Below are 13,863 nucleotides of genomic sequence, written 5' to 3'. Positions count from 1 at the left end.
CCCATTATGAGATTTGAATCGTTCGATTTTGCCCCCGAGATTTTGCGTGCTGTCTCAGATTGCGGTTATCAGGAGATGACCCCTGTGCAGCAACAGGCGATCCCGGCCATTCGCCGTGGCCGCGATGTGCTGGCCAGCGCCCAGACCGGTACCGGCAAGACCGCCGCCTTCGCCCTGCCCATCTTGCAGCGTCTGGTAGACAATCCGGCTCCGGTCCAGCCTTCCAACGCCCGTGTGCTGATCCTGACCCCGACCCGCGAGCTGGCGGCTCAGGTGGCGAGCAACATCAATGACTTCGCCAAGTATCTCGATATCACCACCATCACCCTCGTCGGCGGTGGCAAGCAGGACGTGCAGGCCAAGAAGCTCAAAGCGGGCGCTCACATCATTGTGGCCACCCCGGGCCGTCTACTGGAGCACCTCACCGCCTGCAACCTCAGCCTCTCCGGCGTCGAGTGTCTGGTGATGGATGAAGCAGATCGCATCCTCGACATGGGCTTCAGTGCCGATGTGCAGAAGATCCTGCGAGCGGTCAACAAGGCCCGTCAAAACCTGCTCTTCTCCGCCACCTTCTCCGACGCGGTGAAGAAGCTGGCCAACCTGATGCTGGACAGACCGCAGATCGTCAGCGTCAACAAGCAGAACTCCACCGCCGACACCGTCAGCCACACCGTCTATCCGGTCGAGCAGAAGCGCAAGCGCGAGCTGCTCTCAGAGCTGATTGGCAAGCAGAACTGGCAGCAGGTGCTGGTGTTCGCCAGTACCCGCGAGAGCTGTGATGTGCTGGTCGAGGAGCTGAACCTCGACGGCATCAAGTCCGCCGTGGTTCATGGCGAGAAGGCCCAGGGCAACCGTCGCCGCGCCCTGCGCGAATTCATGGAAGGCAAGGTACGGGTACTGGTCGCCACCGAAGTGGCCGCCCGTGGTCTGGACATTCCGGATCTGGAATACGTGGTCAACTATGATCTGCCGTTCCTGGCGGAAGATTACGTGCACCGCATCGGCCGTACCGGTCGTGCCGGCAAGCGCGGCATGGCCATCTCCTTCGTCAGCCGTGAAGAGGAGCGTACCCTGCTGGAGATCGAGGCCCTGATCGGCCAGAAGATCCGCCGCATCATGGTGCCGGGCTACGAGGTGAGCAGCCGTGACGAGCTGATCAAACAGCTGCAGGAGCGTCGCCGCTTCGGCAAGCGCCCGCAGCGTGAAGATAACGCCGTGGCCCAGGTGATGGCCGAAGCCAAGCTGCAGGGTCAGCGCCTCAAGCGTCTGGCTGCAGCCAAGAAGCCCCGTCAGCCGAAATAAGGCGGGCAGTTGCTCTATTGAACCGCAAAGGCGCCACTGGCGCCTTTGCCATCTCTGTCATCGGTGTTGACCCCTGGTGGTCAACTGAAGGATTGCTTATGACCTCTCCGACCTACAATCAGGCCCTGCTCGAGATGGCCACCCAGAGCCTGGCCGAACTGGCCCGCACCGCCGAACAAAAGGCGGGCAAGCGCACTCCAGCCCAAGAGAGCCACTTTCTCTGCACCTGGATGGCCGACTCCCTCAAGGAGAAGCGCTTCTCCCGTCTGGTGATGGAAGATTTGAAAGCTTGGGTGCAGCTTGGCCGCACCCTGGGCGCGGGTGCCGATCTCAAGGGATTGCTTGCGCGCATCGCCTTCCAATACCAGTGCGCCATGACCAACCCGCAACAACTGGGGGCCAAGCTGGCTGCCCTGCTGGAGGAGCTCTCAGCGGCAGGCTGGCTGGTGCTGACCGAGAGCGAGGTGGACGCCAAGCTGCGCCTGCAATCGGGCGGTCAGGCGAGTCTGGTGGTAAGCCATAGCGAATATGAAGGCCATATCGAGGACGGTGAGCTTGTCAAACCCCTCACCCTCTATGTGCGCGGTGACGAGAAGGTGCTGGCCGAGGCGGCCTTCAAGCACGGCCTGCTGCTGAGCCAGGGCAACAAGAAAGCCACCCTGGTCAAACACCACAAGGCCTACCGGCTGATGCCGGACAACGCCCAACCGGCGCTGGCACTGCTGAGCGAGGCTCGCCAGAGCGCCTGATCCCGCCAGTGTGCAGCAATAAAAACGGCAGACCCTCATTTAAAGCAGGGCCTGCCGTTTTTTATTGTTCGATGTTTGGTGATGAGGTTGGGTAGTCGTTTAGCGGATCTTGATGCCAATCTGGCCCGCGTCACACCACTCGAACATCACCTCCTCGCTCTTGCCGCAGCAACTGCCACCACAGACCCGACTCTCGCGCTTGATGACCCGCCCCTTGCGCATCCAGACGCCGAGCATGGCCTCCACCGCATCTTCCGAGGTGTGGAAGTGGCGAGCCAGATCACGCCGGCTCACCTTCTGCTGCGCGGCGAGGTAATCCCCCAGCTCGCGCAGGATCATAAAGTCACCACCTTGCGGGCGACGATGTCACCGTGACGGCGACCGGCCCACCAGAGCAGTACCAGAGAGAGGCCATAGCTGACGATCCAGAACAGGCTCTGCTCCGGATGAGCGGCGAAGGTGGCCACCTGATAGAAGAGGGTCGCGCACATAAAGGCCATATAGTTGCACCAGGCCGCGGTAAAGAGGGCCCACTGGCGACCGGTTTCCCGCACCAGGGCACCCATGGCGGCGGCGCAAGGCATGTAGAGCAGCACGAACAAGAGGTAGGCAAAGGCACCAGCCGCCCCATCGAAGTGGGTCTGCATGTTGCCGTAGGTGGAGACATCCACTTCCTGCGCCTCGGCGGCAGCTTTCTGGTCGTCGAGGTTGCCAACATCAAGCCCCATAGGGTCGCTCGGGTTGATCTCCGCCAGATTGGCTGCCACGGCATCGATCGCCTCATGGAAGCTGGCCACCAGCGAGAACTCGCTCGCCTCCTCTTCATCTGCGCCACCACCGGCGTAGAGGCTGTTGAGGGTACCGACCACCGCCTCTTTGGCGAAGATACCGGTGACGATACCGACCGTAGCCTGCCAGTTGTCATCGCGCACACCGATGGGGTGCAGCACCGGGGTCACCGCCTGGCTGATCTTGCTCAGGACCGAGCTCTCCTGCTCCTGATGGCCAAAGCTGCCATCGGTACCCAGGGAGTTAAGCACGCTCAGCACGGCAACCACCAGCACGATGGTTTTACCGGCGCCAAAGACGAAGGATTTGAGCTTCTGCCAGGTCTTGATGGCAACGTTGACAGGACGCGGCCACTCGTAATCCGGCATCTCCATCACCATGGAGTCGCTCTTGCCCGGCAGCAGGGTATTGCGCAGCAGCAGGCCAGTGAGCACCGCCACCAGAATACCGATGAGGTAGAGACCGAACACCAGGTTCTGGCCTGATTCAGGGAAGAAGGCCACCGCAAACAGGGCGTAAACCGGCAGACGGGCACCGCACGACATGAAGGGGGCCATGGCGGAGGTCATCAGCCGCTCCCGCTCGGAGTTGAGGGTACGGGTCGCCATCACCGAGGGGACGGTACAGCCAAAGCCCATCAGCATCGGCACGAACGCCTTGCCCGGCAGGCCGAGGCGGCGCATCAGGGCATCCACCACGAAGGCGGCGCGGGCCAGATAGCCGGAGCTCTCCAGTACCGCGAGGAACAGATAGAGGCAACCAATCACCGGAATAAAGGTGGCCACGGTCTGCAAACCAACCCCGAAGCCGTCAGCCAGAATGGCGCCCAACCATTCGGGGGCATTGATCAGCCCCAGCAGGTGGTGCACCCCATCGACAAACAGGGCGCCGCCCATGATGTCGAAGAAGTCGATAAAGGCGCTGCCCACCTTGATGGCGAACATGAACATCAGGTACATGACAAACAGGAAGAAGGGGATGCCAATCCAGCGATTGAGCAGCACCCGATCCAGCCACTCACTCTGGGCCTCGGTGAGCTTGCCCTTCTGCTGGCGAGCCTGTTGTACCCACTGGTGGATATGGCCGTAGCGGATATCTGCCAGTTGCAGGTCGATATCCTGCCCTTGATGAGCGCGAGCTACCACATTGGCGGCGGCCGCCTGCTGACCGGGCAGCAGGGTCTCCTGCATCACCGCATCCTCTTCCAGCAGGCGCAGGGCGCGGCCACGGGTAGTGAGGTGATGCGGGGCGAGCAGGGTCTCCAGCTCCGCCAGATCGGTTTCAAGCTCTTGGCCGTAATCGAGTTGCAAGGCTGCTTGCGGCTGACCGATAAACTGCCGGATCTGCTGCTTGAAGGCGGCAACCTGCTTGCTGTTGTGGGCAGAGAGGGCCACTACAGGGCAACCGAGGGATTTGCCGAGCTTGCTATCGTCGATGACGATGCGGCGCTTTTGCAGGATATCCAGCTTGTTGAGCACCACCACCATGGGCAGGCCCAGTTCGCGCAGTTGCAGCGTGAGGTAGAGGGAGCGCTCCAGATTGGCGGCGTCGATGACGTTGAGCAGCAGGTCGGGTTGTTGGCCCTGGGCAAAGCGGCTGGCGATCTGCTCGTCCAGACTGCCATCCTGACCCGCCAGGCTATAGATGCCGGGCAGATCCATCAGCTTGAAGTGATGCTCACCCGCGCTGAACTCACCCATCTTCTTGTCTACGGTGACGCCACTCCAGTTGCCTACCTGCTGGCGGGCGCCGGTCAGGGCGTTGAACAGGGAGGTCTTACCGCTATTGGGGTTACCTACCGTTACCAGGGAATAATTCATACCAGCTCTACCTCTATTTTCTTCTGAACCCACCGCGTGCGAGTGGCAAGCTGCTTTGCAGGTTCGACTTCTTGTCTCTGAACCGCTCCCGGTGACTTTCTTGACCGAAGCGGTAGCCGAACAGGGGGTTATACCGGCTCGACTTCTATTTGCTGGGCCAGACTCTTTTGCATGGAGAGACAGATCCCCTGGCACTGGATCTGGAGCGGGTCCCCCAGGGGGGCGGAGCGCAGATAAATGACTTCAGTCTGGGGCAACAGGCCCATCACCATCAGTTTGCGGCGCAGCGGCCGGGCGAGCTGATTCATATTCTTGATGCGAGCACTCTGTCCCGGTGATAACTGCGTGAGTACCATGACTGACTCCTGAAGTTAAACAATAATAATTCTCTTTTACTTGGGGCATTATAAGCTGTGTCTTCAACTTTTATTTGAGTAAAATCAAACTCCGCTTAGCTAACCCATAAAGTAATGCCATGAGTCACGACAACAACAGCCGCCTCGTTTACAGCACAGATGGCGGCATGATCAAGGAGCAGAGCGCTCCCCAATCCGCCTCCCCCTTCCCCACTGACGGCACCGTGCGCATTCGCCGCGAGACCAAAGGGCGCAAGGGCGCCGGGGTGATCACCATTCATGGCGTACCCGCCGATCAGCAAAAATCCCTGGCCACCCTGCTCAAGAAAAAGTGCGGCACCGGAGGCGGTATCAAGGAGGGAGTGATCGAGATCCAGGGGGATAAACGGGACCTGATCAAAACCGAGCTGGAGAAAGCCGGTTTCAGCGTCAAGCTGGTGGGTGGCTGATCCCCTTGTCACTCATGCGGTTTTTCCCTAGAATGCCCGCTCCCATCGAGGGGGAGTAGTCTCGCACGCCGGTGCCATCCATTGCATGAATACCGGTTTGCGACCCTGATCAACATACTTGGTGCCAAATCACCATGGTCAGGGTGATCCATGCCAGCCATGGATTTGACAAGACCTTTGACGGGCCAGTGCCAATACCGGGGACGGATGGCGCAGGCTTGTCTTTGGTTTATAACAATTCCGTCCCCCGGTCATTTTTATGGAAGCCTTGTTAACCTCAACCCTCAGCGTCGCTATTGCCGAGATCGGCGATAAAACCCAGCTGTTGGCGTTGCTGCTCATCTGCCGTTTTCGCAAGCCCTGGCCCATCATCGCCGGCATGCTGGCGGCTACCTTGCTCAACCATGCGGGCGCTGCCTGGATTGGTGAGTTCATCAGCCGCTGGCTCGATCCCAAGATAATGACCTGGCTGGTCGCCATCGCCTTTATCGCCATGGCTATCTGGATTTTGGTGCCGGACAAGATGGATGACGAGGAGAGCTCGCTGGATAAATACGGCCCCTTTATGGCCACCTTCGTGCTCTTCTTCATCGCCGAGATTGGCGACAAGACCCAGATCGCCACCGTGCTGCTGGCCGCCAAATATGATTCGCTGGTACAGGTCATTACCGGCACCACCCTCGGCATGATGCTGGCCAACGTGCCGGTGGTGCTGATCGGCAAGCTGGGGGCAGACAAGCTGCCGCTCAAGGGGATCCGCATCGCCTGCGCCATCCTCTTCGTCGGCCTCGGGGTGAGCACCCTGATCTTTGCCTGATCGCCTTTTCCGCTGACCAAGCCCTCCACCTCGGAGGGCTTTTTTGTTTGCTGCTTTGTCTAGTGCGTAACCCGCTGTCGCAACCACCTGCCCTACAGCCAAGGGGCAGTGCACGGTTGCGGGGACCTCATGCCATAATGGGGCAAACCTCGTGGAGTCCCCCCATGCACAACGTATCAAGAGAGACGCTTCTCGAATGGGTCAAACAGGGACGGCTGGCGCCAGAGAAGCTGGCGGACGCCCTGACCCTCGCCGATCTTCCCCCCCATCCGGCGCGCTGGCAGTGGCTGTTTGACCGGCTGCTGCTCTGGCTCGGCGCCCTCTGCATCGGGGCTGGCCTCATCTTCTTCGTTGCCTTCAACTGGCAGGAGTTGGGCCGGGTCTCCCGCCTCGCCCTGCTGGAGGCGCCGCTGCTCGCCATGCTGCTTCTGCTGTGGCGCAAACCCCTTGGGGATACCCCCCGTCAGGCGCTGCTGCTCGCCATCGCCCTCAATATCGGTGCCCTGCTGGCGCTGGTGGGTCAGACCTACCAGACCGGCGCCGATCCCTGGCAACTGTTCGCCACCTGGGCGCTGATGCTGGTGCCGCTAGCGGCATTTGGCCAAAGTCCCCTGCTCTGGACCTTAAGCTGGCTGCTCGGCCAGCTGGCGCTGGTGCTCTACTGGCGGCTCGGTTTGTTCACGTTCTTCTTTACCTTCGATGAAGAGGGATTGGGCTGGTGCCTTACCCTGCTCAACGCCGCCCTCTGGGGTCTGCTTCTGCTGGCGCCAAACCGCTGGCGCCTGATGCCAAGCTGGCTGGCGGGCCTTGCTGCCGGTCTGGGGGCCACCCTGCTCACCCTGCTGGCGCTGTTTGATGTCGCCTCCCTGCTGGTGTGGCCGCTCTGGCTTGGCTGGCTCGCTGCGGCCTATGCCCTGTGGCACCACAGATTTATCGCCGGACTCGCCATGGGGTGCCTCAGCCTGATTGCCGTCATCCTCGCGGCGCTGGGCAAGTGGATGGAGCCCGACATCAACGGCTTCTTGCTGCTGAGCCTGATTGCCATCGGCCTTTCTGTCACCGCCGCCCGCTGGCTGCAACAACAACGGAGGTCTCATGAGTGATCTGACCCTTTGGCAAGCACTGCAACAGGCCAATCTGGTGGAAGGGGATCAGCCCAGTGATACCCAGCCCCACTGGTCGAGCCGCTTTATGCTGGGGCTGGTGGGGTGGATTGCCGCCCTGTTCCTGCTCTTTTTCCTGTTTCTCACCTTCGAACAGCTGACCCGCGAGGCCAACAGCGCCCTGCTGCTCGGGGCCGTGCTGCTGGCGGGGGCCTACGCCCTCAATCGCAGCCAAAGCGGCGATCTCTGGGATCAGTTCGTGCTGGCCCTCACCCTAGCGGCCGATGCCTGGCTGCTCTATGGCCTGCTCGATCAGCTTGATCTCCATCATGCCCTGCTCTGGTTTGGGTTGTGCCTGCTGTCCCTTGCCATCGCCGTGCTGTTCGATCACTGGCTGGTGCGGCTGTTTCACAGCGTGGCGGCGGCCCTGCTGCTCACCCTTGGCCTCGCTTGCCTCGGGCTGCAACTGCTGGCGCTGCCGCTGGTGATGGCGGCCATCACCTTCTGCTGGCTGCGGGCAGATAGGGATCCCGCCCGTCACCAACTCTACCACTCCATCACGCTGGGGCTGGCCCTCTCCCTGCTGGTGCTGGGCCGCCTGCACCATCCGCTCTGGGATGGCGGCAGCAGCGTGCTGGACGAACTGGGGCTGTCCCGCCTGCCGCTCTGGCTCAATCCCCTGATCTGCGCCGCCCTGCTGCTGGCGGTGATGGTGAAACTCAAGCTCCCCCTGCTGTTTGGCCTGCCACTGGTGCTGATCAGTGCCATCATCCCCGGCATGGGGGCAGGCGCACTGGTGCTGATCCTCGGGTTTTATGCCGGCAGTCTGGGGCTGATGACCCTCTCGGCCCTGCTGCTGCTCGGTTATGGCTCCCTCTATTACTACGATCTGGGGCTCACCCTGATGACCAAATCCTGGCTGCTGCTGGGCTCCGGCATCCTGCTGCTGAGTGCCCGCCAGCTGCTCACCACCTTCGCGGCAAGGAGCGACTCATGAAACCTGTGACCCGACAACTCGCCCTGTTGCTGAGCGGCCTCGCCATCCTGGCAGGCATCAATGCCACCGTCTGGCGCTATGAGCACGCCATGAGCAGCGGCGAAGTGGTGCTGCTGCGACTCGCCCCAGTCGATCCCCGCTCTCTGATGCAGGGGGATTACATGCGGCTCAACTACGAAATTGCCCGCGAGCTGACCAGCCGCGACGCCCGTGCGACTCAAGACAAGGGCAGCGACACCCTGGTGATCCGCCTCGATGCCCATCAGGTGGCCACTCTGGTGGTCGATGGCAAACCGGATCGGCTCGCCAGCGATGAGCGGCTATTGCAAGTGCACCAGAGCGAGCGGCAGTGGCAGATCGGCCCCGATGCCTACTTCTTTGAAGAGGGCTCGAGGGAGCAGTACGAAGCGGCCCGCTACGGCGAGTTCCGGCTACAAGCGGATGGCAAGACCCTGCTGGTGGGGCTACGGGATGAGGCCTACCAACCCATCGGGCAGACACGCGCCCGCTGGTAACAGCAGTGAGTGGCTATTTACTCTGTTCATGGTCACACTCAAGAGAAGGTTGATCGCTAAGGATGTTCCCAATGAGGATATGGCTGATCTGTCATCTGTTGCTGCTCTGCTGGGCCTCGGCTGCCCGGGCTGATCTGGGCAAGCTCGAGTACCTCACCGAAGAGTACCCCCCCTACAACTTCAGCGATCCGCAAGGCCAGCCCACCGGCCTTGCGGTCGATCTGCTGCAGATGATCTGGCAACACAGCGGCGTGACACCCCAGCCGGTGCGTATCCTGCCCTGGGCGCGAGGTTATTACTTGCTAACCCAGAAGCCCAACGTGGTGCTCTTCTCCACCGCCCGCACCCAGGCGCGGGAGGATCTCTTCAAGTGGGTCTGCCCCATCGGCTACTCGGAGTACATACTGCTCGGCCGCAAAGCGCAGAACATCACCCTGACCGCCTTCGATCAGATGAGCCAATACAAGATCAGCGCGGTGCGCTCGGATGCCGCCGAACAGCTGCTGCTCAACAACGGCATGGATGACAACAACATCATCCCGGCCAACCGCCTGTCGCAGGGGTTGAAGATGCTGCTCTCCGGCCGCGCCGACCTGCTCGCCACCAGCAAGCTGGCGGGATATGACGCCATTCGCGAACTGAAGCTGAGCAGCGACGACTTCAACGTGGCCATGGTGCTGAGCGCCGAGCAGCTCTGCTACGCCTTCAGCCGTCAAGTACCAGACAGCGAGATCACCCTCTTTCAGCAGGGCCTGACCCGCGCCCTCGCCTCGGAGGAGTTTCGCAAATTGCAGGCCAAATACCTGCCGGTGCGCTGACTCTCGGCTGCGGCTGGAATGGCCCCCTCAGTCGCACTATGGTTGCCCGTCAAGGAGCTGGCTATTGCGAACTCGAGCCGTCACACTGTTTGGCATCGTCGATATAGTGAAGGATCTCTTCCATGCGGACATGGCATCTCTCCCACATCCTACTCCTTCTGTGGGCCAGCTTTGCCCGTGCAGATCTGGACAAGCTCGAATACTGCACCGAAATCTCCCCGCCTTTTAACTTCAGTGACGCAGAGGGTCAGCCCACCGGCCTTGCCGTCGAACTGCTGCAGATGATCTGGCAATATAGTGACCTTTCCCCCCAACCAATACGCATTCTGCCGTGGGCCCGCGGCTACAAAGAACTAAGCAGCAAGCACAATGTGGTGCTGTTTGCCACCGCACGGACACCCGAACGGGAAGCGCTTTTCAAGTGGGCCTGCCCCATCGACAACTCGGACTTTGTGCTGCTTGGCCGCGCAGCTGACAAGCTGACCCTTGTCTCTGCCGAACAAATGAAACAATACAAGATTGCGGTGGTGCGCTCGACCGTATCGAGTCAGCTGTTGCAGGAGCGGGGTCTGGATGAAAGCAACCTTGTCGAGGCAAACCGTCTCAGCCAGGCGGCAAAAATGCTCGCCTCGGGCCGTACCCATCTCTTTGCTACCAACAAGCTGGTCGGCTATCAAACCCTCAAGGACCTCAACATGGATCTGAATGACTTCAATGTGGCCTTTGTGCTCGACAGCAAGCCACTCTGCTATGCCTTTAGCCGTCAGGTGCCAGACAGGGATATAAGCCGCTTTCAACAAGCTCTGGATCGTGCCCGGGCCTCCCCTCAATTTTCGCAACTGCAAGCCAAATACCTGCCACTGCGCCAGTCTCTCTGACCCTCGCAACACAGCACAACATGCCGGCGGCCTCCTGCACTTTTTGCCAAACTGCAAACCCGCCTTGGCGAAATCATCCGGCTTGGTCACAATTGAGCATAGGTATTCCCTTGAGCAGGATAGAGAAATGAAACCATGGATCGGGTTGGCCACACTGCTTGTTACCTCCTTTGCCAACGCCAGCCCCGAGCTGGCAAAGCTTCACTACATTACCGAAGAGTACAAACCCTACAACTACGCCGATGCCAGTGGCGCCCCCACCGGCCTCGCGGTCGAACTGCTGCAACTGGTATGGAAAAAGACCAATACCCCGGCGCAGCCCATCACCATCATGCCTTGGGCGCGCGGTTACTACCTGCTGACCCAAAAGCCCAATGCGGTACTCTTCTCCACCGCCCGCACCCAGGCGCGGGATCCTCTGTTCAAATGGGCCTGTCCCATCGGTTACGCCGAAATCGTGCTGGTAGGGTTGGCCGAGCGCAATATCACCATCACCAAGCTCGATGATGCCAAAGCATTCAATATCGGGGCGGTACGGGCTGATGTGGGAGAACAGTTGCTACTCAACAACGGCTTTGACGAGACAAAGCTGATGGCAGCCAATCGGCTGGCACAAGCGCTGAAGATGCTCACCTCAGGTCGAATCGATCTGGTCTCCACCAACAAAACCACCATGGAACAGCTGATCGTCGAGCAAAAACTCGACCCCGCCCGCTTCAAGGAGCAGTGGGTACTTAGCTCGGAGCAGTTCTGCTTCGCCTTCAGCCATCCGGTAAGCGACGAACTGGTCAAAGAGTTCCAGACCGGCTTGACCCAGGTGCTGGCGAGCAGTGAATACCCGCTGCTGCACAGCAAATACTTCCCTGCCCCCGCCGCCAAATAGCGGCGCAGCGAAAAGCGCCAACAACAAGGGGTCCGCTGCGGGCCCCTTCGCTTTTTACCGTTTGCTCTCACCTGGCCACGTACCAGCACAGCAGCAGCCACCTTGTGAAGGGCGATAAGCTGTTCGATATCGAGCCCCACGACGGCGCCATTCACACCCGCCACTTGTCGCCCACCATCAACCGATCGGCCCGTTCGGCGCCACACAAGATCAGCGGCCTAACGTCGCAGTGCCGCCACGCAACCCAGCTGCTGGGAAGATCTGAAATATAGAAAATCAATTAGATAGCAACATGCCTCGCGGCATCCAGGCATCAATTGCTATCCGCATTCGGGTGTCTGTGCCGGGCATGAAAAAGGGGAGCCAGGCTCCCCTTGTGGCACTTGCGGCGTTAGAACTTGTAGAGCCAGGAGATAGCGGTGAAGTAACCGTTATAGTTCTGGTTAACATGACCCATGCTGTACTCCTCACCGGTGTAGAGGTAGTCCACATCGTGGTAGAACTCGTAGCGCATATCCCAGCGCAGTGACTGCTTCTCGTCGAGCTGATAGAGGGCATAGCCTTCCAGACGGTGTTGCTTGCTGGTCAGGTCGGGGTAGTCATAACCCTTGCTGGCATCTGTCTGGCCACGGCCATAGGAGAAGCTGTAATCCACCCCCAGTTCCAGCGCCAAATCAAACGCCTTCTTCTGGCTTAGACCCACTCCCAGAGTAGTGATTTGGTCACGAACCCGGGTCGAATAGGGATCCCAGTCCGGGGCACCTGTGTAGGCATGGTTCTGGCTTGAGGTGATCCACTGTACGTTGCTGAAGAGATGGCCACTGAGGTTCTCATCAAACTGCTGGTTAAGGGTCAGATCGATACCGTAATCCTCCCCTTCACTGAGTCCGATGTCGGGCTCCGGGTAGTTGGCCCGTGCCCACCACCCTTCCAGCGAGGAGCTTAACTGCTCGCTGAAGGCATACTGCAGATCGCCGCGCAGTTCGAACCTGTCACGATTGGCCAGATAGAACTGGCGCAAGGTCGGGCTGACATTGGGGTTGTTATTTTTCCACTCAGAGCCATCCCGGGTGCTCCAGGAGAGTTTGCCCCCCAGTTGCAGATCGCCCACCGGGCGATAGCGACTCTTGAGGAACAATGTCTGCTCATCCGTCTTGCGACGATCCGCGTACTCCCGTTCATCGGCACGATACTGGTAACCCCCGGTTACCTTGACCGATCGACTCAGGCGGTAATCCGCTTCCAGATTGGCTTTACTGTGAGAACGATCCCCCGGCTGCCGTTGTTTGCCAATAACAACCTGCTTGTCCGAGTTGTCCTGCCGATCCCGGTATTCGCCCCCGGCCCGCAGAGTCAAATCCCGGCCAAAACGCCCCACCCATTTGGCATTGGTCTGGATGGTATCGATCTCACCGTGGAAATCGCTCTGGGTGAGCGGCACCTGCCGGAAGGCGGCTAGATTGCCATCCGACGTTGTTCGGCTGCTGAGAATGCGACCGCTCAGACTCTGCCTGTCCCAGTTGTACTGGCCGGACAAACTGACCTGATGGAAGCTGTTGTCGGGTTCGTAAGCCCGCTCATTGGCATAGGGGTCGCTGGCCGAACCGAAATAGAATGCGGTCTCCTCGTTGCGATAGAGTGAGCCGTTGTAGGCCAGATCAACCAGCCAGCCTTCACCCAGGTAGCTGATGCCACTCTTGACCAGGGTGGTACTGCTGCCATCGACCAGCTTGGGTACAAAGCCCGGCATGCTGCCTATCCCCGGGATGCTGGACTGATAAGTGGCCAGCGTTGCCTCTTTTTTCTCATAAGAGAAATCGGCATAAGGGCGCCATGGGCTCTTGGGGGTATAGGCAAGCCCCATGGTCAGCTTCTTGCGGACCACCTCCTTGTCAAATTCGGCCAGAGCGCCAGCCGTCATCGGTGTATCGTCAGGGCGATAGACGCTCTTGCCATGGCTGTTCCAGTAGAAGGGGGTTTCGGAGTAGCCAATTTTGGCGCGCGCGCCATCATAGTACCCTTGCTCCAGTGCCATGCTGAAACGGCGCATTCCGAGATCCCTGGCCTCGAGTGCCCCATAACGGGATCCCTCCCCCCGATACTGCAGGTCAGCGTTGAAGATCCCCAGCATGCCGGTATCGTTGACGGCGGGCACCCAGTTGCGAAAACGGGTCGCGCCATCATCGTTGATGTAGCCTGTGCCCAGCCCCACCTCACCAAACCAGCCACTCTCGCTTTCACAGGATGCACAGCGCCAGCGTGCGGTTTTGGCCTCCTTGGCCGATTGCAGAGAGTAATCCTCGACAGCCAGCGACTCCTCGGCGGCATGGGCCGAGAAGATGGTCAGCAAGGAGAGCCAAAGTGTTGATTGTTTCATGACTTCTCTC

General features: G+C 60.1%; 14 protein-coding genes. 10 read left to right on the top strand and 4 right to left on the bottom strand.

Annotated elements, in window-relative coordinates:
- Positions 1 to 6 precede the first annotated feature (6 nt).
- Together G5137_RS18785 and G5137_RS18780 are read left to right on the top strand one after the other, a co-directional pair.
- Positions 7 to 1,302, top strand: coding sequence for a DEAD/DEAH box helicase (locus tag G5137_RS18785; protein ID WP_421255795.1), 1,296 nt, complete (start codon positions 7 to 9; stop codon positions 1,300 to 1,302).
- A gap of 98 nt (positions 1,303 to 1,400) precedes the next feature.
- Positions 1,401 to 2,051 (top strand): DUF2913 family protein, encoded by a 651-nt coding sequence (locus G5137_RS18780; RefSeq protein WP_202005516.1) that lies wholly within the window; start codon positions 1,401 to 1,403, stop codon positions 2,049 to 2,051.
- 99 nt (positions 2,052 to 2,150) lie between these two features.
- On the opposite strand, the gene G5137_RS18775 is transcribed toward G5137_RS18780, so the two are convergent.
- From G5137_RS18775 to G5137_RS18765, 3 genes are all read right to left on the bottom strand, one after another.
- Positions 2,151 to 2,390 carry a FeoC-like transcriptional regulator gene (locus G5137_RS18775; RefSeq protein ID WP_005350974.1) on the bottom strand — a complete coding sequence of 80 codons (240 nt, stop codon included), beginning with the start codon at positions 2,388 to 2,390 and terminating at the stop codon, positions 2,151 to 2,153.
- Complete coding sequence (gene feoB / locus G5137_RS18770; RefSeq protein WP_266135580.1) at positions 2,387 to 4,660, bottom strand: Fe(2+) transporter permease subunit FeoB; 2,274 nt, start codon at positions 4,658 to 4,660, stop codon at positions 2,387 to 2,389. Before feoB ends, G5137_RS18775 begins: the two co-directional genes overlap by 4 nt.
- Before the next feature lie 128 nt (positions 4,661 to 4,788).
- The gene (locus tag G5137_RS18765) at positions 4,789 to 5,016 is read right to left on the bottom strand and encodes a FeoA family protein (RefSeq protein ID WP_005337384.1); all 228 of its coding nucleotides are present in this window, start codon (positions 5,014 to 5,016) and stop codon (positions 4,789 to 4,791) included.
- 119 nt (positions 5,017 to 5,135) lie between these two features.
- On the opposite strand from G5137_RS18765, the gene G5137_RS18760 reads away from it, so the two are divergent.
- From G5137_RS18760 to G5137_RS18725, 8 genes are all read left to right on the top strand, one after another.
- Entirely contained in the window at positions 5,136 to 5,465 is a 330-nt protein-coding gene (locus tag G5137_RS18760; RefSeq protein WP_005337385.1) for a translation initiation factor, read from the top strand.
- A 259-nt stretch (positions 5,466 to 5,724) separates the two neighbouring features.
- Positions 5,725 to 6,282, top strand: a complete 558-nt coding sequence (locus G5137_RS18755; RefSeq protein WP_005337386.1) for a TMEM165/GDT1 family protein — start codon at positions 5,725 to 5,727, stop codon at positions 6,280 to 6,282.
- 164 nt (positions 6,283 to 6,446) lie between these two features.
- Positions 6,447 to 7,385 (top strand): DUF2157 domain-containing protein, encoded by a 939-nt coding sequence (locus tag G5137_RS18750; RefSeq protein ID WP_421255794.1) that lies wholly within the window; start codon positions 6,447 to 6,449, stop codon positions 7,383 to 7,385.
- Positions 7,378 to 8,382 (top strand): DUF4401 domain-containing protein, encoded by a 1,005-nt coding sequence (locus tag G5137_RS18745; RefSeq protein WP_421252353.1) that lies wholly within the window; start codon positions 7,378 to 7,380, stop codon positions 8,380 to 8,382. The genes G5137_RS18750 and G5137_RS18745 overlap by 8 nt, the downstream gene beginning before the upstream one ends.
- A complete protein-coding gene (locus tag G5137_RS18740) occupies positions 8,379 to 8,897 on the top strand; it encodes a GDYXXLXY domain-containing protein (protein WP_421255793.1) in 519 nt (172 codons plus the stop codon). The genes G5137_RS18745 and G5137_RS18740 overlap by 4 nt, the downstream gene beginning before the upstream one ends.
- 71 nt (positions 8,898 to 8,968) lie before the next feature.
- The gene (locus G5137_RS18735) at positions 8,969 to 9,715 is read left to right on the top strand and encodes a substrate-binding periplasmic protein (RefSeq protein WP_139400970.1); all 747 of its coding nucleotides are present in this window, start codon (positions 8,969 to 8,971) and stop codon (positions 9,713 to 9,715) included.
- Positions 9,716 to 9,837: 122 nt separating this feature from the next.
- Entirely contained in the window at positions 9,838 to 10,593 is a 756-nt protein-coding gene (locus G5137_RS18730) for a substrate-binding periplasmic protein (RefSeq protein WP_421252354.1), read from the top strand.
- A 127-nt stretch (positions 10,594 to 10,720) separates the two neighbouring features.
- A complete protein-coding gene (locus G5137_RS18725) occupies positions 10,721 to 11,476 on the top strand; it encodes a substrate-binding periplasmic protein (protein WP_216953321.1) in 756 nt (251 codons plus the stop codon).
- A 391-nt stretch (positions 11,477 to 11,867) separates the two neighbouring features.
- Here the strand turns inward: G5137_RS18725 and G5137_RS18720 are convergent, their stop codons facing one another.
- Positions 11,868 to 13,853 (bottom strand): MtrB/PioB family decaheme-associated outer membrane protein, encoded by a 1,986-nt coding sequence (locus G5137_RS18720; RefSeq protein WP_421255792.1) that lies wholly within the window; start codon positions 13,851 to 13,853, stop codon positions 11,868 to 11,870.
- Between the last annotated feature and the right edge of the window lie 10 nt (positions 13,854 to 13,863).

The organism is Aeromonas sp. 600282, assembly GCF_049175755.1.
Classification (GTDB): Bacteria; Pseudomonadota; Gammaproteobacteria; order Enterobacterales; family Aeromonadaceae; genus Aeromonas; species Aeromonas veronii_A.
This window is presented reverse-complemented; position numbering and strand designations above follow the sequence as displayed.